Origin of the sequence: Rhizobium sp. SG741 (assembly GCF_012275435.1) — a bacterium.
Lineage (GTDB): Bacteria > Pseudomonadota > Alphaproteobacteria > Rhizobiales > Rhizobiaceae > Rhizobium > Rhizobium lusitanum.
Window position 1 is genome coordinate 217,036 of sequence record NZ_JAAZQP010000007.1, and the last position, 16,972, is coordinate 234,007.

At 60.6% G+C, this 16,972-nt stretch carries 16 protein-coding genes; 10 read left to right on the forward strand and 6 right to left on the reverse strand.

Annotated features, from left to right (window positions below; genetic code table 11):
- The first annotated feature begins 62 nt into the window (after positions 1-62).
- The 4 genes from FHT29_RS19500 to FHT29_RS19515 all read left to right on the forward strand — a co-directional run bounded on the left by FHT29_RS19500 (position 63) and on the right by FHT29_RS19515 (position 4,182).
- Positions 63-611 (forward strand): HdeD family acid-resistance protein, encoded by a 549-nt coding sequence (locus FHT29_RS19500; RefSeq protein WP_047559559.1) that lies wholly within the window; start codon positions 63-65, stop codon positions 609-611.
- Positions 612-837: 226 nt separating this feature from the next.
- The gene (locus tag FHT29_RS19505; protein ID WP_047559563.1) at positions 838-1,089 is read left to right on the forward strand and encodes an amino acid ABC transporter; all 252 of its coding nucleotides are present in this window, start codon (positions 838-840) and stop codon (positions 1,087-1,089) included.
- Between the two features lie 210 nt (positions 1,090-1,299).
- Positions 1,300-3,105 (forward strand): EAL domain-containing protein, encoded by a 1,806-nt coding sequence (locus FHT29_RS19510; RefSeq protein WP_047559776.1) that lies wholly within the window; start codon positions 1,300-1,302, stop codon positions 3,103-3,105.
- Between the two features lie 78 nt (positions 3,106-3,183).
- On the forward strand, positions 3,184-4,182 hold the full coding sequence (locus tag FHT29_RS19515; RefSeq protein ID WP_047559566.1) for an NAD(P)H-quinone oxidoreductase: 999 nt from the start codon (positions 3,184-3,186) through the stop codon (positions 4,180-4,182).
- Here the strand turns inward: FHT29_RS19515 and FHT29_RS19520 are convergent.
- Positions 4,163-5,587, reverse strand: coding sequence for an MFS transporter (locus FHT29_RS19520; protein ID WP_047559569.1), 1,425 nt, complete (start codon positions 5,585-5,587; stop codon positions 4,163-4,165). The two genes, FHT29_RS19515 and FHT29_RS19520, sit on opposite strands and share 20 nt — an antisense overlap.
- Positions 5,588-5,846: 259 nt before the next feature.
- Here FHT29_RS19520 and FHT29_RS19525 point away from each other — a divergent pair, with 259 nt between their 5' ends.
- Positions 5,847-6,854 (forward strand): asparaginase, encoded by a 1,008-nt coding sequence (locus FHT29_RS19525; protein ID WP_047559572.1) that lies wholly within the window; start codon positions 5,847-5,849, stop codon positions 6,852-6,854.
- A 32-nt stretch (positions 6,855-6,886) separates the two neighbouring features.
- Here FHT29_RS19525 and FHT29_RS19530 read toward each other — a convergent pair whose 3' ends face one another.
- Both FHT29_RS19530 and FHT29_RS19535 read right to left on the reverse strand, forming a co-directional pair.
- Positions 6,887-7,363, reverse strand: a complete 477-nt coding sequence (locus FHT29_RS19530) for a DUF2127 domain-containing protein (RefSeq protein ID WP_052212500.1) — start codon at positions 7,361-7,363, stop codon at positions 6,887-6,889.
- A gap of 142 nt (positions 7,364-7,505) precedes the next feature.
- Positions 7,506-8,261, reverse strand: coding sequence for a DeoR/GlpR family DNA-binding transcription regulator (locus tag FHT29_RS19535; protein WP_047559781.1), 756 nt, complete (start codon positions 8,259-8,261; stop codon positions 7,506-7,508).
- 123 nt (positions 8,262-8,384) lie between these two features.
- On the opposite strand from FHT29_RS19535, the gene FHT29_RS19540 reads away from it, so the two are divergent.
- Positions 8,385-8,741, forward strand: coding sequence for an NUDIX hydrolase (locus FHT29_RS19540; protein ID WP_047559575.1), 357 nt, complete (start codon positions 8,385-8,387; stop codon positions 8,739-8,741).
- Positions 8,742-8,895: 154 nt separating this feature from the next.
- The gene (locus FHT29_RS19545; protein ID WP_047559578.1) at positions 8,896-9,516 is read left to right on the forward strand and encodes a glutathione S-transferase N-terminal domain-containing protein; all 621 of its coding nucleotides are present in this window, start codon (positions 8,896-8,898) and stop codon (positions 9,514-9,516) included.
- On the opposite strand, the gene FHT29_RS19550 is transcribed toward FHT29_RS19545, so the two are convergent.
- Both FHT29_RS19550 and FHT29_RS19555 read right to left on the reverse strand, forming a co-directional pair.
- The gene (locus FHT29_RS19550; protein ID WP_047559581.1) at positions 9,517-9,879 is read right to left on the reverse strand and encodes an MmcQ/YjbR family DNA-binding protein; all 363 of its coding nucleotides are present in this window, start codon (positions 9,877-9,879) and stop codon (positions 9,517-9,519) included.
- Between the two features lie 27 nt (positions 9,880-9,906).
- Positions 9,907-10,092, reverse strand: coding sequence for a hypothetical protein (locus tag FHT29_RS19555; protein ID WP_047559584.1), 186 nt, complete (start codon positions 10,090-10,092; stop codon positions 9,907-9,909).
- A 149-nt stretch (positions 10,093-10,241) separates the two neighbouring features.
- Here FHT29_RS19555 and FHT29_RS19560 point away from each other — a divergent pair, with 149 nt between their 5' ends.
- Positions 10,242-11,138, forward strand: a complete 897-nt coding sequence (locus tag FHT29_RS19560) for a LysR substrate-binding domain-containing protein (protein WP_037193594.1) — start codon at positions 10,242-10,244, stop codon at positions 11,136-11,138.
- Positions 11,139-11,145: 7 nt separating this feature from the next.
- On the opposite strand, the gene FHT29_RS19565 is transcribed toward FHT29_RS19560, so the two are convergent.
- The gene (locus tag FHT29_RS19565) at positions 11,146-11,805 is read right to left on the reverse strand and encodes a glutathione S-transferase family protein (RefSeq protein ID WP_047559587.1); all 660 of its coding nucleotides are present in this window, start codon (positions 11,803-11,805) and stop codon (positions 11,146-11,148) included.
- Between the two features lie 394 nt (positions 11,806-12,199).
- Here FHT29_RS19565 and FHT29_RS19570 point away from each other — a divergent pair, with 394 nt between their 5' ends.
- Both FHT29_RS19570 and FHT29_RS19575 read left to right on the forward strand, forming a co-directional pair.
- Positions 12,200-15,718: an indolepyruvate ferredoxin oxidoreductase family protein gene (locus FHT29_RS19570; RefSeq protein ID WP_348644869.1), complete on the forward strand. Its 3,519-nt coding sequence runs from the start codon at positions 12,200-12,202 to the stop codon at positions 15,716-15,718.
- Positions 15,719-15,787: 69 nt separating this feature from the next.
- Positions 15,788-16,951 carry an isovaleryl-CoA dehydrogenase gene (locus FHT29_RS19575; RefSeq protein ID WP_168600048.1) on the forward strand — a complete coding sequence of 388 codons (1,164 nt, stop codon included), beginning with the start codon at positions 15,788-15,790 and terminating at the stop codon, positions 16,949-16,951.
- Positions 16,952-16,972 lie beyond the last annotated feature (21 nt).

Genomic DNA, 16,972 nt, shown 5'->3' on the forward strand with positions numbered 1-16,972 from the left:
TCCGCAGCCTCTTTCCGAGTTGCATTTCTGTGCCATACTTCCTGACAGGAGGAGGTACAGTCATGGTCGATATTCCTAATGAAGTTCCCCCATCCGCGATGCGCGACAAGTGGGGTTGGTTTGTTGGCCTCGGCATCTTGCTGCTGATTTGCGGCGGCATAGCTCTCGGCAATCTGTTTATCGCCACCGTAGCCTCGGTGTACTATGTCGGCATGCTGATGCTGATCGGCGGCATCGTGCATCTGGCGCATGCCTTTCAGGTGCGGGGTTGGGAGCATATCCTGTTCTGGGTGCTCAGCGGCCTGCTCTATACGCTTGCCGGCGTCCTTGCCTTTACCAACCCCTTGCTGGCCTCCGAGGCATTGACCCTGTTCCTCGCCATCGCGCTGCTCATCGCCGGCACATTTCGCGTCTGGGTCGGCCGCAAGGTAAAGCCCGAGAGCGGTTGGTTCTGGATCGTCATCAGCGGCGTTGCAACCGCCATCGCCGGCATCGCCATCGCGCTTGGCTGGCCGGTCAACAGCCTGTGGGTTCTCGGTCTTTTCCTGGCGTTTGATCTGATTTTCCAGGGCTGGACGCAGGTGGCCTTCGGCCTCTTCCTCAGGCGGTAGACCGCTTCCTAAGGAGTAACGAACTACTACTTTTTGACAAGGAGCGTGAGCAGCGCTACTCTTTGCCTGTTGCCGTGTAAGGCGGAACGGCGTCGAACGAATGTAACGACGGTGCCATCAACTGGAGCATGCATGTCCAAAGGACATGTCTCACAGGCACTGTTTAAGCCCGCAGAATATGTCTCCAGCGAAAATTCCGCTTAAACAACGTCAAGGGAGGAATATCATGCCGATGGTAACGGTTTCCATCTCTCCGCTTCAGGCCGCGGGCATTCGTGCCGCAGTCGACACCGGCACCTACGCCTCGAGCAGTGAAGTCGTGCGGGAGGCCCTGCGCATGTGGGATGCCGCACGCAAGCGCGGCGACATTTGCGATGCGCCCCAAGCAGCCAAAGATCTGGAAACGGCGGTAAAAAGCAGCCGTTGCGTTGCTGACATGTTCGCCGACTACGAGGCGGAGAGACGCCGGCACAACTGAGCCGCAAGGCCCCCGCAACGTCGGAAGATCGTCGCGGATCCCTTGCTCGTGGCCGCTGAATGGATGGTTAATATACCTTTACCATTCACGAAACTTTCACACAGGGGAAAGGTTTCGTTGACGTCTTCTGGCGCATCTTGGGTTGAAAACGCGGTAAATCCAAAGTTTTACTCAAATAATTAGATCAAGAATCCGCAAGTGGAGATGGGCATGTCCCTGACTGCCGCAGTCGAGCCGGGCCTATTGCGCCGGTATGCCAGCGACCAGATTGTCACTCTCGCCAAACTCGTTATCGAAAATGCGCTCCAGCCGATCGTGGAGGCCGGCACCGGCACGGTTTTCGGCTATGAATCCCTGATGCGCGGACAGGAGCGTATCGGTTTCGACAGCCCGGTGGATATACTCGACGAAGCCGAGCGCACCGGCCAGCTTTTCGGGCTGGAGCAGATGGTCACAAGCCGCGCACTGGCGAAATTCGCCACCCTGCCCAATGCCGTTGCCGCCACTCTTTTCCTCAATCTCGATGTCCGGTTGATCCCGCAGGGCGTCGCACTGGTCGATGGCTTGCTGCAGCACATGAGAAAGGCGGGTGTCGCCCCTTCCTCCGTCTGCTTCGAGTTTTCCGAGCGCTTCGACAATACGAGCGTGCCCGAGTTCCGTGATCTGGTTGCACGGATGCGCAATGCGGGCTTCAAGCTGGCTATCGACGATTTCGGCGTCGGCCACGGCGAAATGAAGCTTTTGTCCGATTACCCCGTCGATTACCTGAAGATCGACCGGCATCTCATCGTCAATATCGATCGCAGCGCCCGCAAGCGCCACATTCTCAGAAACCTCGTCAATATCGCCCATGTCCTCGGCACCCGCGTCATTGCCGAAGGCATTGAAACCGAGGCGGAGTTCCTGACCTGCCGCGAATTCGGGGTGGATCTCGTCCAGGGTTGGTTCATTGCGCGCCCGACGGTTTTGGTCAATGAACTGAAACAGAGCTATCCGCATCTGCAGGACCTTGGCAAAACGATGCGCAACAGCCAGTCCCTGGACGAAATTCTCATCCGCAAGCAGATCGAAGTGCTGCCGACCATTCGTGAGGGCGACAGCATGGACAGCGTCTTCGAGCTCTTCCGCCGCAATCCGCGCCGGGCCTATTTCCCGGTCGTGAACGCCAATGACGAGCCGCGGGGCATCATCCATGAATACCAGCTCAAGGAATACATCTATCAGCCCTTCGGGCGCGATCTCCTGAAGAACAAGGTCTACGAGCGCTCGATCTCGCATTTCGTCGAGATGGCGCCGATCGTCGGCCTCGATTCCGATGCCGATACGCTGATGGCGATCTTCGCCAATATGGAAAGCAGCGATTGCCTGATCGTCACCGAGGGCACGCATTATGCCGGTATTGTTTCGGCCGCGTCGCTGATCAAGGTCATCAACGAAAAGCAGCTCAAGATCGCCCAGGATCAGAATCCGCTGACCGGCCTGCCGGGTAACCGGGCGATCCATGATTTCATGCAGGGTGCCGGTCGCGACGGCGATGAGGTCAGGCACTTCTGCTATTGCGACTTCGACAATTTCAAGCCGTTCAACGATGCCTACGGCTTCCATCTGGGCGATCATGCCATCTCGCTGTTCGCCGCGCTGATGCGCCGCTACTTCTTTGCCGAGCGCAATTTCCTCGGCCATGTCGGCGGCGACGATTTCTTCATCGGCGTCGCCGGCTGGAGCATGGAGGAGCTTCGCGAAATCCTGGACCGGCTGCTTGCCGATTTTCATGCTGATGTTCTCGATCTCTATTCGGCGGAGGACCGGGCGGCCGGCCGCATTCGCGGTCATGACCGTAGCGGCGTCGAGGCCGAGTTCCCGCTGATGCGCTGCTCCATCGGCATCCTGCAACTGCCAGAAGGTTTGGTGATCGACAATATCAACCGCGTCAGTACCTCCATCGCAGGCATCAAGACGAAGGCAAAGGAGAGCGCCGCCGGCGTCGCATTCCTCAGTCTGGCCGAGACGAATTGACGCCCTCCCGCATTCGCGCCTTTTCAAGCGCCCTGCGCTAAACTATCTCCACTGCTTTACTGGAGAGGAAAATGCGCCATGCCCTTGCCGTCTGAAATGCGTTTCGTGGATTTGCCGTCTTTCGGCGGACCGGAGGTCATGACCATCGCCCGGAAGCCTCTGCCGGTTCTGAAAGCAGGCGAGATCCTGGTTCGTGTCGAGGCCACCGGCGTCAACCGGCCGGATGTGGCGCAGCGGCAGGGCACGTATCCGCCGCCCAAGGATGCCAGCCCGATACTCGGCCTCGAAATAGCCGGCGAGGTCGTCGACGTCGCCCCCGGCGTCAAGGAATTCGCCATTGGCAACAAGGTCTGCGGCCTTGCCAACGGCGGCGGCTACGCCGAATATTGCGTGCTGCCGGCCGGTCAGGCCCTGCGATTTCCCAATGGCTATGATGCAGTGCGCGCCGCGGCGGTCCCCGAAACCTTCTTCACCGTATGGGCCAATCTCTTCCAGATGGCCGGCCTGACCGAAGGCGAAAGCGTGCTGATCCATGGCGGCTCCAGCGGCATCGGCACGACGGCGATCCAGCTTGCCCGCGCTTTCGGCGCAACTGTTTACACGACGGCCGGATCGAAAGAAAAGTGCGAGGCGTGCGAAAAGCTCGGCGCGAAGCGGGCCATCAATTACAGGCAAGAGGATTTTGCGGAGGTCATCAAGGCGGAAACGACCCATGGCGTCGATATCATCCTCGATATGATCGGCGCTGCCTATCTGGAGAAGAATCTGGCCTCGCTCGCCCGCGATGGCTGCCTCTCGATCATCGCCTTCCTCGGCGGCGCCGTGGCTGACAAGGTCAATCTGCAGCCGATCATGGTCAAGCGCCTGACGGTGACCGGGTCGACCATGCGCCCGCGCACGGCGGAGGAAAAGCGGGCCATCCGCGACGACCTTGTCTCCCAGGTCTGGCCGCTGCTGGACGATGGCACGATTGCCCCCGTCATTCATCGGGTATTTGCCTTTGACGATGTGATCGAGGCGCACCGGTTGCTGGAGACCAGCAACCATATCGGCAAGATCATGCTGAAGCTGGCTTGATCGTCACGGACATGGCGATGGCGATCAGGCCGGGCAGTGCCATCAGTGCGTAGAGCCAGGTCGCCGCTGACAGGCTTCCGGCAATGCCGCCCGGATGGGTCAGTCCCGCGCCGTTGACGATGACGCCGGCGAGCGCCGCACCGAATGCGCCGCCGAGCGACTGAACCATCGAGATCGCTGCCGATGCCTTGTCCTGCTCGGCCCGGCTGGCGATACTGATGATCCTGGTGACGAGATGTGCCCAGCCGATGCCGACGCCGAAGCCCATCAGGAACATGGCGGCGACGGCGGGCGCGAGCTGGACAAGATCGCCAAAGGAAGCGGTGGTCGCCATGAATGGGATCAAGGATGCGGTGGCGGCCGTTTCAAGGATGCAGCCGGTTACGATGGCGACGGCCGCCTGCCTGCGCGAAAACGAGGCGCTGAAGAAAGCCCCGATCGTCCAGCCGAGCGCTACCAGCGCAACGAGATAGCCCGAGATCAGGGGCGTCACGCCATGCAGCGTCTGCAGGAAATAGGGGATGTAGATATCGCTCGTCAGCACCAGCATGAGCGTGAACATCGTCAGATAGAGCCGTGAGATCGGGTTGGTGATCATGGCGGTGCCAAAAGGAAGCAGCCGTGTGTCGCTGTTGCGCTCAATCATGACCATCGCCGTGACGAGCAGGATCGAAACGGCGATCAACACGATCTTATAGGATCCATGCCCGCTCGTGCCGGCGATGCTGACCAGCAGGACGGCGGTCAGCAGAAGCACGATTTGGATAAGCGGCGTTTTGCCGCCCGCCCGGTCGTCGGCGACGTCAGGCAGCAGCCACCGTGCTGAAACTGCCATGACCAGGGTCAGCGGCACCAGGACGATGAAGGCCTCGCGCCAGGCGCCTCCGGCGGCAAAGAAGCCGCCCAGCGTCGGTCCGAGCACTGTCGCTACGCCCCAGATGGCAGCATAGAGCGTGGACGCTTTGCGCCACAGAGGCTCGGGATAGACGAAGCGAATGAAGGCATAGGCGAGACCGGACAGCATGCCGGCGCCATAGCCCTGCGCGGCGCGACCGACCAACAGCGCCGGCATTGCCGGCGCGGCGGCGCAAATCAGGCTGCCAGCGCCGAATAGGATGGCGGCCGTGATATAGACAGCACGCAGACCCATGCCTTTCGGCCTCGTTGCGACGGTGATTGAACCGAGTACGCCAGCGGCGACGAAAAGCGTCGTCATCCAGGAAAACAGCTCCAGGCCGCCGATATCCCGAACGATCGAAGGTGCAACCGTGGCCATGATATAGGCTTCCACGGCATAGAGCGTAACGCCACCGCCGAGCATCAGCGTCGCAGGCAAGAGCCTTGGCGAGAATAGCGTGAAGAGGGAGGCGGGTTTGGGCGGCATGGTGTTTTCGATGCTCGACACCGGAAGATCCTCGGCGTTTCCCTAGTAGGGTAATTATTTTCCAAGTTATAATTTGGAAAATTACATCACTGCGAAATTAAAACAAGTTATAACTTGGAAAATTGGATTTGACGGCGGCGGAACCTCTCGCCGCAGCCAAGGGTTCGGAGCAGTCTCGGCTGGGGTCTTTTTGAGAGCCGTTGATGTCATCGGAGATTGGCAATCCGGGGTGCAGCGGCTATCACTGGCCATCCCGGCAAATCAGAGGCTGCATTCCGTCATGTCCAATCCCGTCTGCGTCGAAGTCACCCGTGGTGCCCTGGGGGAGAGCCGCCATCGCGGCTCCGTCGTTGCGGTCGACGGAGAGGGGAAGCTGGTCTTTTCGGTCGGCGATATCGAACGGGGCGTGTTTCCCCGCTCGGCCTGCAAGGCGATGCAGGCTTTGCCGCTGGTCGAAAGCGGTGCCGCCGATGCATACGGTTTCGGCAACAGGGAGCTGGCGCTTGCCTGTTCCTCCCACAATGGCGAGGATGAGCATGTCGCGCTCGCCGCATCCATGCTCGCCCGCGCCGGTCGTGATGTCGGCACGCTCGAATGTGGCGCGCATTGGTCTTCCGATCTGAAGACGGTCATCCATCAGGCGCGCACCATCGACAAGCCGACGGCGCTGCACAACAATTGCTCGGGCAAGCATGCGGGCTTCGTCTGCGCCTGCTGCCATCAGGGTATCGATCCGACAGGTTATGTCGGCTACGACCATCCGCTGCAGCAGCAGATCCGCGAGACGATGCAAAGCCTCACCGGGGCGGTTCTCGGCCATGACAATTGCGGCACGGACGGCTGCTCGATCCCGACCTATGCCGTACCGCTCAAGGGGCTGGCGCACGGCTTTGCCAAGATGGCAACCGGCGTCGGCCTGGAGCCGCTGCGCGCCAAGGCGTCACGCCGGCTGTTCGAGGCCTGCATGGCCGAGCCTTTTTACGTTGCCGGCACCGACCGCGCCTGCACGAAGCTGATGCAGATCGCCCCCGGCCGCATCTTTGCCAAGACCGGCGCCGAAGGCGTCTTTTGCGCTGCAATCCCCGAACAGGGCATCGCCATCTCAGTCAAATGCGACGACGGCAATGGTCGCGCCGCCGAAGTTATGGTGACGACGGCGCTCTCCCGTTTCTTCGAAAAAGATGGCGAAGTTCACGCCGGCCTTATGGCCATGGCCAACAGACCGTTCAGGAATTGGAACGGCATCCATGTCGGGGATATCAGGCCGGCGGCGGCTTTGATGGCGTAGTATTCCCCAGCTGATTCCGCTCGATTGTCGTTCTATTCGGCCGGCACGTGCCGCCGCACGATTCTGTATTCCTGCCAGATCAGGATCATCACCACCAAATCGAAGACGGTGAGGATGATGAGCCCGATGCCGTGCGTCTCGGTGAAGCGGTAGAGCTGGTAGGCGATAAAAAGCGCCAAAGCCACCAATGATGCCGGGTAGGCCCACATCTTGCCTCTGAGCAAACCGATGACGAGCAGTATCTTCACCAACCCGTGGCTCAGTAGGTAATAGGCATAAAAGTTCTTGGTGCCGACGGAGAAACCCTGCGCCCAGGCAAGCAGATGCGTCGCAACGAAGTCTTTCGGATCGTTGAGCAGTTCGGGCTGTGAGACCCTGTTCGCCAGCCGGAGGATCGACTCGGTGCTGACAAGCCCAAGGACGATGCCGCCGATGCATTCGATCAATGCATGCGCGCCCTTCAACAGGACGCTGATTTCGAAGAGCTGATGAATCCGGCGCTCATTCATATGCGATCGTAACCTCTTTGGGATGCTCTTGAAATGCACTGGTATCAGGCCGGCATAGGATCAATCTTCGGCCGGATCATGATCATTGCGAAGCAATTTCCAATGCCGCATTTTTTCCGGCTGTTGAATGGTGGCACTTTCATCAGGCCGTCAAGAGGGGCACCTCCGCATCGCGATAGGGAGCCAGGCTTTCCTCAGGGATATCGGACGATACGATCAAGCCGGAGACGCTCGTCATCGGCAGGATTTGGCAGGGAGAGGCGGCATTCAGCTTCTCGCGCGTTGCCAGCACATAGGTTTCCGCCGAACATTGCGCGATGTGCCGCTTGATGGCGGCCTCCTCGAAGTCACCGGTCGAGAATCCGCGAGCGGGATGGATGGCGGTGACGCCGAGAAAGAACGTATCCGCCCTTATCGAAGCGATTGCCGCCATGGCCACGGCGCCCGTTGCCACCATCGAATGCTTGTAGAGCTTGCCGCCGATCAGAATGACGTCGGCGGCGGAATGATGTTCCAGCTCGCCGGCAATCGTCGGGCTGTGGGTGACGATGGTGACGGGCAGATCTTTCGGAAGGTGACGGACAATCTCTGCGTTGGTGGTGCCGCCATCGAGGAATACGGTCTGGCCAGGCCGAACCATGCCAGCCGCATAGGCGCCGAGCCGCCGCTTCTCATCCGAGGAGACGCTTTGCCGGGCCGAAAAGTCCGGCAGGTCGGGCGAAAGCGGCAGTGCGCCGCCATGCACCCGCTTCAGCAGTTTTTCCCCAGCCATTTCCCGCAGGTCCCTGCGGATCGTGTCCTCGGAGAGGCCGAGATCATCGGCCAGCGCCTTGGCGATGACTTGGCCGTCACGGCGCAGAATATCGAGAATGAGAGCTTTTCTTTGGCTGGTGAGCATGTTTGTTTCCGCACGATAATTCATGAATTTTCATGAATCTATCAGAATAGAGTCGACAATCAAGAAAATATGCGCATATTCGTGCAAATTCCTGCAGTAAGCAGGAGGAAAAGGAGATGTGACATGTTGATCCTGATCGCCGGCCCCTATCGTTCCGGCACCGGGGATAACCCCGTTAAAATGGCCGAAAATCTCAAGCGCCTGGAGGCGCCGTCCTATGCCCTGTTCAAGGCCGGGCATCTGCCTGTCATCGGCGAATGGGTGGCCTTGCCGGTTTGGCATGCCGCCGGCGGCAGGAGTATCGGCGACGACCTCTATGAGGAGATCTTCCATCCGACCGCCGGTCGCCTGCTTCAGCTTTGCGAGGGTGTTCTGAGATTGCCGGGCGAGTCCAAGGGCGCCGACAATGATGTCCGCATCGCCCGCGAGCGCGGCATTCCCGTCTGGTACAAGCTGGAAGACGTGCCCGGCTGCGCCTGATCGCTAGCCGCCCATCCTCGTGATCCCATGTCATGCGGATGGGCATGCCGGCTTGATCGATCAAAACCTTTTGTAGCGGCTATCAACGCCAGCCACTTCCGTATTTGCCAGGTTGCCTTTAGCTTTCCGCTGGAATCCAACCAAGGAATGGAACATGCTCACACTCTATTTTGCACCGGGCAGCTGCGCGCTCGCCAGTTTGATCGCCTTGGAAGAGGCCGGTCTTGCCTATGAGCCCCGGCGTCTCATCCTTGCCAACGGCGATCAGCGCCAGCCGGAATATCTTGCCATCAACCCCAAGGGACGTGTGCCGGCACTGGTGACCGACAGAGGCGTCATCACTGAGAATATTGCGATCATGACCTATATCGCTCAGATCGCGCCGGCAGCAAAACTGGCACCGTTCGACGATCCCTTTGAATTTGCTGAGATGCAGGCCTTCAACAGCTATATTGTCTCGACCGTCCATGTGAACCATTCGCACAAGGGACGCGGCTATCGCTGGACCGACGATACGGCGGCAATCGAGACGATGAAGGCAAAAGTGCCGCAGACCATGGCCGAAAGCTTCGCATTGATCGAAGACAAGATGCTGAAGGGGCCTTGGGTGATGGGCGAGCAATATACCGTCGCAGACGGCTATCTCTTCACCATGGAAACCTGGTTGCCCGGCGACGGCGTTGATCGCGACGGTTTCGCGAAGGTCAGCGCTCATTATGCTCGCATGCTCGAGCGCCCGGCCGTTCAGAGAGCGCTTGCCGTCGAGAAGGGCTGATCACATCTGGCGGAATGCCGCCAGAAGCTTCTTCGGCGCGCGGTACTGCCACGCCTCGATCAAGCGCTGCTGCAGTTCCTCGTCGCCGATCGCGGTAATGCGCAGGGGCAGGGACGGCCAGCCGACGTAATGATCGGTCTGAAAATAAATCTCCGGCGCCATCTCCATCAATTGCTCCTTGCGGTCGATGGGGATGGCCAGCACGACGGTCTCGTTGTTCTTGACCGTAACGAATGCTTTGCCGCCGACTTTGAAGGCGGGCAAGCCATAATGCGCACCAGGTTCGACGCCCGGCAACTGCGCCTGCGTGATGAGCTGCTGCAGGCGGGCAGCGATGCTATCGATGTCGACAGGTGAGGCCATGCTCGTGCCGGGGATATAGGGTCTCTCTTACGCGCATTCTTCCGGATGAACGGTACGCTTGTCCATAGGCCGCCCCAGATTTTCCGGCATCAGCGGCAAGTCGGCCAACTCCTCAAGCGACATGGCCGCGAGTGTAGGATGCTGCAGGGGATCGCTTTCTTCTTCGCGAGCCTCATCCAGTAAATGACTGAAGAAAAGCTTCAATATAGACATGGCATGCCTCCTTGGATCTCCGCATCGATGCAACCATGAGGGCATCGGCCAGTCGGGCGGCGGCAGTTTTCAATTCCATGCTGCAATAATCGCGGCTATGACCGCTTTATGCAATTGAGAATGACGAGATGCTGATATAGATAATCTATATGAAGAATCTCAACAGCGTTCATCTGAATGGTCTTCGCGCCGTCGAGGCGGTCGGTCGGCTGGGCTCCTTGCAAGCCGCCGCTGATGAGCTCGGCGTGACGATCGGCGCCGTCAGCCAACAGGTCATCAAGTCCGAAGCACAGCTGGGCCGGCCGCTGTTCGAGCGCACGCCCAAGGGCATGACGGTCACGGAGACGGGAGCTTCGATACTGGCGCGGCTTCGGGAGGGCTTTCAGGCGCTGTCGGCTGCAGTCGCCCTTGCGCAGCACAGGGACGACAATATCCTCACAATTTCAGTTGCGCCGGTTTTTGCTGCTCGTTGGTTGGTGTACCGGCTTGATCGCTTCGCAGGCCGCCATCCGGATATCCGCTTGCGCATCGATGCCACCACGCAGCTGGTCAACCCTGCAACCTCGGATGTCGATATCGGCATCCGGGTCGGCAGCGGGCATTGGTCGGGCGTCAAGTCCGAGCTGTTGCTGGCGCAGGAGATCTTTCCGGTCGTCACGCCGCAGATCGCCGCGACGCTTCGCGAGCCCGCCGACCTATTGAAAGTGCCTGCCGTCATCGACGGACACGCGATGTTCAAATGGGACGTCTGGCTTCGCGAGGCTGGCCTCTCCGGCCGCTGCATGGAGGAGCGGCATATCTTCAACGACGCATCACTCTGCCTGGACGCTGCCATGGCGGGGCAGGGCACGATGCTCGCCTGGCAGACGCTGGCAGCCTATGCGCTGGAGCAGAAGTGCCTCGTCGACCCCTTCGGCATCCGCGCCAGAACCGGTTTCGGCCATTATTTCATCACCGCCGAAGGCGTGCGCGAGGCGCAGAAGGTCACCGCCTTCAAGGCCTGGATCCGCGAGGAGATGGAAGAAAGCATGCGTCTCTTCCAATAGCGGGGACTCAGACCGGCTCCTTGCCGCGGGTTGCCTGCATGGCCTTGTAGCCGTCGCGTGACTGGCAGCGTTCGATCCAGGCTTTTACCTTCGGTCGTGCGTCGAAGAGTTCCTGCTCCGTCTGCGCATAGCGCAGCACTTCCGCCAGGTTGAGATCGGCGGCGGTAAAGCGGTTGCCGACGAGGTAGTCCTGGTTTTGCAGGTGCTTTTCCAGCACATCCAACGGCTTCTTCAGCGAGCGGCAAGCAACCGCGATCCCGGCCTTTCCGGGCTCGCTGTTCTCCTGGGCATTGTCATAGATGCGGACGATCGCGACGCTGTAGGGTTCGACTTCGGTCGCCGCCCACATGGTCCACATAGACATCATGCCTTCCTCCTCGACAGTCTTGCCGGCGAGCGGGCCGCCATATTTGCGGGCAAGGTAAAGGTTGATGGCGAGCGATTCATGCATGACGAGATCACCGTCCTTGATGCAGGGGATCATGCCCATCGGATTGATGGCCAGAAACTCCGGCGACATCGTGTTGATCGGGGCATCGGCGGCAAGCGGATTGGCGACGCGCCCAGCCTGGATGACCGGCACGGAGTTGAACGCTATGCCGATCTCCGTAGCCATCCAGTAGTTGCGCGATGCGCGCGAGCGATAAACGCCATAGATCGTCAGCATGTCGTTCTCCGATTTTTGAGTCGGCAGGACGTTATGCGTGCGTCCTGTCAAACGGAAGAGGCTTGCGCTGATATCTGAGATCAAAGCTTTTGATGAGCGGTGGGCCGCCTGGCCAACCCTCGTGGTGAGGTGCCCTGCCGCGTCGCCGGCAAGGCACCTCTCACCATGAGGGTTGGAGAGAGAGCGCTGAGATGAACGGCGGCAGTTAGCCCGGGTGCTGGAGCCTCGAAGGGCGAGGCGGATGGCGGGCGCTGGGGGCAAGCACGAAAATATCCGCAAGCCGCCCGAAATCTTTGCAAATCATGCTGCCGATGCCCAGCCTTCGTTCGGAAATTAGCGCCCGTGCATGTTACATTGGGGTTGTGGTTTCGTCGGGTGCGGTAGGAGGCATTCGGTGAAATACCCGCAATTGGTGACTGCGATCTCGGGAGGAGAGCAGATGCTTGCAACCAGCGTATCGCTAGACGACAAATATACCGCAGAGGAAGGCCGCGTTTTCATGACCGGCCTGCAGACGCTGGTTCGACTGCCCATGACCCAGATGCGGCGTGACCACGCCGCCGGTCTCAATACGGCAGCCTTCATTTCAGGCTATCGCGGCTCACCCCTCGGCGGCTATGACCAGCAGCTCCTGAAAGCCAAGACTTACCTGGACGCCCACGACGTCACCTTCCAGCCCGGCATCAATGAAGATCTTGCGGCCACCGCCGTCTGGGGCACGCAGCAGGTCGGGCTGTCACCCGGTGCGCGCAAGGATGGCGTGCTCGGCATCTGGTACGGCAAAGGCCCCGGCGTCGACCGCTCCGGCGACGTGCTGAAACATGCCAACGCCGCCGGCACATCGAAGCACGGCGGCGTCCTGTGTTTCGCCGGCGACGACCATTCGGCCAAATCCTCGACGATTCCGCACCAGACCGACCATGATTTCATGTCGGCTGTTATTCCGGTCCTCTATCCCTCCTCCATTCACGAATTTCTCGAATACGGCCTGCTCGGCATCGCCATGTCACGCTATTCCGGCTGCTGGGTCGGCATGAAGTTCATTGCTGACACCGTCGAGACGACGGCTGCCGTCGATCTCTCGAGCGAAAAGCGGCAATTCGTGCTGCCGACCGATTTCGAGCTGCCGCCCGGCGGCCTCAATCTTCGCTGGCCCGATCCGCCTCTGGTGCAGGACGATCGTCTGCAGACCTACAAGGCCTATGCCGCCATCGCCTTTGCCCGCGCCAATCGCGTCGATGAAATCACCCATGACGTGCCCAATGCCCGCTTCGGCATCATCTCCTCGGGCAAGGCCTATGAGGATGTGCTGCAGGCGCTGCGCGAACTGGAGATCGGTCCGAGGGAAATGGCTGCGATCGGCCTGCGCATCCTCAAGGTCCGCATGCCCTGGCCGCTGGAGCCGGAGGCCGTGCGGCATTTTTCCGAAGGGCTGGACGAGGTGCTCGTTGTCGAGGAGCGGCGCGAGATCATCGAAAACCAGATCAAGCAGCAGCTCTTCAACTGGCGCGCCGATGTCCGCCCGCGCATCGTCGGCAAATTCGACGAACACGACAAACCCTATCTCAGCCTCTCGGCGGCACTGACCGTCGGCGCTGTCGCCAGAGCCATCGCCGGGCGCATCGTCAAGCTCGATCTCGACCCTTCGCTGCACGACCGTATCGCTGCTAAACTCGCCTACCTTGCCGAGCGCGGCCAGATCAGCCGCAGCCATGTCGCGCCGGTGAACCGCACGCCTTTCTTCTGCTCCGGCTGTCCGCACAACACCTCCACCCGCGTCCCCGAGGGCAGCCGCGCCATCGCCGGCATCGGCTGCCACTACATGGTCACCTGGATGGACCGCAACACCGAGACCTTCACCCAGATGGGCGGCGAGGGTGTGCCCTGGACGGCGATTGCCCGCTACACCGACGAAAAGCACATGTTCGTCAATCTCGGCGACGGCACCTATTTCCACTCCGGCATTCTCGCCATCCGTCAGTCCGTTTCCGCCAAGGTCAACGTTACCTACAAGCTGCTCTACAACGATGCCGTCGCGATGACCGGCGGGCAGCAGATAGACGGCTATCTGACGCCGGAGCTGGTGACGAAGCAGCTGCACGACGAGGGCGTCACGCCGATCTACCTGCTCTCCGACAATCCCGGCGTCTATCGGGCCTCCGAGCTTGCGCCTGGCGTCAAGGTATTGCACCGCGACCATATCGATCAGGTAATGCTGACGCTGCGCGAGACGCAGGGCTGCTCGGCGATCGTCTATGTGCAGACATGTGCGGCAGAGAAGCGCCGCCGCAGGAGCCGTGGCCTGATGGAAGACCCGGCCAAGCGCGTCTTCATCAATCCGGCGGTTTGCGAAGGCTGCGGCGATTGCTCGATGCAATCCAACTGCATTTCCGTCGAGCCGCTGGAGACAGAATTCGGCCGCAAGCGCCAGATCAACCAGTCGAGCTGCAACAAGGATTTCTCCTGCGTCAAAGGCTTCTGCCCTTCCTTCGTGACAGTCCATGGCGGCAAGCGCCGCAAGCGGAAGGCGCTGGAACACGCGGATGTCGAAATGCCCTTGCCGGAGATCCCCATTGTCGGCGAACGGCCCTGGAACATCGCCATTGCCGGCGTCGGCGGTACCGGTATTCTGACCATCGGCGCCATTCTCGGCATGGCTGCCCATCTCGACGGCAAAGTGCCGATGATCCTCGACATGGCCGGCCTCGCGCAAAAAGGCGGCGCCGTCATGAGCCATCTTCGCATCGGCCTCAATCAGGCCGACGTCACCTCGTCGCGCATCGTCAATGGCGGCGCCGACCTGCTGTTGTCAGCAGACGAGGTGGTCGGCGCATCCAAGGATGCGATCACGCTCTGCTCGTCGACGCGCACCACGGCCATCGTCAATACGGGCCTGATGCCGGTCGCCGATTTAGTCCGCAACCGCGATTTCGATTTCAAGGTCGGCTCGGTGCAGCATGCGATTGCCAAGACTGTGAGCGATAAGTCCGTCTTCCTCGATTTCGGCCATGTCGCCACCGAGGTCACCGGCGATGCCATGTCGACCAATATCATGCTGACGGGCTTTGCCTGGCAGCGCGGCTTGTTGCCGTTGTCGCTCGAAGCGATCGAAAAGGCGATCGAGCTCAACGGCGTCGCCGTCAAGGCCAACCTCGCGGCCTTCCATTGGGGCAGGCTTCTCGCCCATGATCCGCAATCGGTACACGACATGATGGCCGAGCCGGATGTCGGCAAGACGCTGGCGGAAATGAGCCTCGAAGAACTTATCAGGCATCGCAAGGCGCATCTGACAGCCTATCAGGACGCCGCGCTTGCCGACCGCTACGCCGCCTTCGTCGACCGCGCCAACGCCCTGGCCGCAAGGGAGCGCCTTTCGGACAAAGTGCCCTTCGCCGTTGCCGTCACCTATGCCAGGGTCTTGGCCTACAAGGACGAATACGAGGTGGCGCGGCTTCTGACCGATCCGGCCTTCGAAGCGCATCTGCGCGACGAGATGGAGGGCGATTTCAAGCTGGCCCTCAATCTCGCCCCGCCCATTCTCGGCGGCAAGGATCCGAACGGCCGGCCGAAGAAGCGCGAATTCGGCGCCTGGATTCTGCCGCTTCTTCGCATGCTCGCGCCGATGAAGCGGCTGCGCGGCACGGCCCTCGATCCCTTTGGCTACATGGCGGAGCGCCGGCTGGAGCGCCGGCTGATCACTGAATATGAAGGCATCGCCGGGCGCGTGCTTGCGGGCCTCAATCACGACAACGAGACGGAAGCCCTTGCCATCCTCTCATTGTTCGATGAGATAAGAGGCTTCGGCCCGGTCAAGGAGGAGGCTGCCCGGAAGATCATGGCCAAAATAGCCGACAAGCTGAAGGCCTATGAGGCGCCGCGGGAGAAGCAACGTGTTCCGGCCGATGCAGCCTGACGGCTTCGGGGCGGATATGAAACAAGCTTATCGACAGATGCGTTTGGGAAGCACGGGAGGAGAAGCCGGATGTTTGAAGGGGGATTGAACTTCGCACTTGGCGAGGAGATCGATGCGCTGCGTGATCAGGTGCGCCGCTTTGCCGACCGCCGCATCGCACCGTTTGCCGACGAGATCGATCGCAACAACAGTTTCCCGACGCATCTGTGGCGGGAGATGGGCGAGCTTGGCCTGCTCGGCATCACCGTCGACGACGACTATGGCGGCGCCGGTCTCGGCTACCTCGCCCATACTGTCGCGATGGAGGAGATCAGCCGCGCCTCCGCTTCCGTCGGCCTGAGCTATGGCGCCCATTCCAATCTCTGCGTCAATCAGATCCACCGCAACGGCACGACGGCGCAGAAGGAGCGCTACCTGCCGAAGCTGGTTTCCGGCGAACATATCGGCGCGCTTGCCATGTCGGAACCGGACTCGGGATCGGACGTGGTGTCGATGAAGCTGCAAGCCGAAAAGCGCGGGCACCGTTATCTACTGAACGGCAGCAAGATGTGGATCACCAACGGCCCGGACGCCGATGTTCTCGTCGTCTACGCCAAGACATCGCCGGATGCCGGACCGCGCGGGATCACCGCTTTTCTCGTCGAAAAAGGGTTCGCCGGCTTTTCGGTCGGCCAGAAGCTCGACAAGCTCGGCATGCGCGGTTCGAATACGTCGGAGCTGATCTTTCTGGATTGCGAAGTGCCGGAGGAAAATGTGCTCGGCCAGATCGATGGCGGCGTCCACGTGCTGATGTCGGGTCTTGATTACGAGCGCGTCGTACTATCAGGCGGTCCCGTCGGCATCATGGCCGCGTGCATGGATGTCGTGCTGCCCTATCTGCATGAGCGCAAGCAGTTCGGCCAGTCGATCGGCGAGTTCCAGCTCATGCAGGGCAAGCTTGCCGACATGTATGTGACGATGAATGCCGCGCGCGCCTATGTCTATGCGGTCGCCGCCGCCTGCGACCGCGGCGAGACGACCCGCAAGGATGCGGCTGGCTGCATACTCTACTCCGCCGAAAAGGCGACGGCTCTTGCGCTCGAATGCATCCAGGCGCTCGGCGGCAACGGCTATACCAACGACTATCCCGCCGGCCGGCTGCTGCGCGACGCCAAGCTTTACGAGATCGGCGCCGGCACCTCCGAAATCCGGCGCATGCTGATCGGCCGCGAACTGTTCGCCGAAACTGCCTGATTGCGCAATTCCATTCCCATT

Coding starts and splice junctions, on each gene's coding strand:
- FHT29_RS19500 (WP_047559559.1), top strand. CDS start 63: ATGGTCGATATTCCTAATGAAGTTCCCCCATCCGCGATGCGCGACAAG.
- FHT29_RS19505 (WP_047559563.1), top strand. CDS start 838: ATGCCGATGGTAACGGTTTCCATCTCTCCGCTTCAGGCCGCGGGCATT.
- FHT29_RS19510 (WP_047559776.1), top strand. CDS start 1,300: ATGTCCCTGACTGCCGCAGTCGAGCCGGGCCTATTGCGCCGGTATGCC.
- FHT29_RS19515 (WP_047559566.1), top strand. CDS start 3,184: ATGCCCTTGCCGTCTGAAATGCGTTTCGTGGATTTGCCGTCTTTCGGC.
- FHT29_RS19525 (WP_047559572.1), top strand. CDS start 5,847: ATGTCCAATCCCGTCTGCGTCGAAGTCACCCGTGGTGCCCTGGGGGAG.
- FHT29_RS19530 (WP_052212500.1), bottom strand. CDS start 7,363: ATGAATGAGCGCCGGATTCATCAGCTCTTCGAAATCAGCGTCCTGTTG.
- FHT29_RS19535 (WP_047559781.1), bottom strand. CDS start 8,261: ATGCTCACCAGCCAAAGAAAAGCTCTCATTCTCGATATTCTGCGCCGT.
- FHT29_RS19540 (WP_047559575.1), top strand. CDS start 8,385: ATGTTGATCCTGATCGCCGGCCCCTATCGTTCCGGCACCGGGGATAAC.
- FHT29_RS19545 (WP_047559578.1), top strand. CDS start 8,896: ATGCTCACACTCTATTTTGCACCGGGCAGCTGCGCGCTCGCCAGTTTG.
- FHT29_RS19550 (WP_047559581.1), bottom strand. CDS start 9,879: ATGGCCTCACCTGTCGACATCGATAGCATCGCTGCCCGCCTGCAGCAG.
- FHT29_RS19555 (WP_047559584.1), bottom strand. CDS start 10,092: ATGTCTATATTGAAGCTTTTCTTCAGTCATTTACTGGATGAGGCTCGC.
- FHT29_RS19560 (WP_037193594.1), top strand. CDS start 10,242: ATGAAGAATCTCAACAGCGTTCATCTGAATGGTCTTCGCGCCGTCGAG.
- FHT29_RS19565 (WP_047559587.1), bottom strand. CDS start 11,805: ATGCTGACGATCTATGGCGTTTATCGCTCGCGCGCATCGCGCAACTAC.
- FHT29_RS19575 (WP_168600048.1), top strand. CDS start 15,788: ATGTTTGAAGGGGGATTGAACTTCGCACTTGGCGAGGAGATCGATGCG.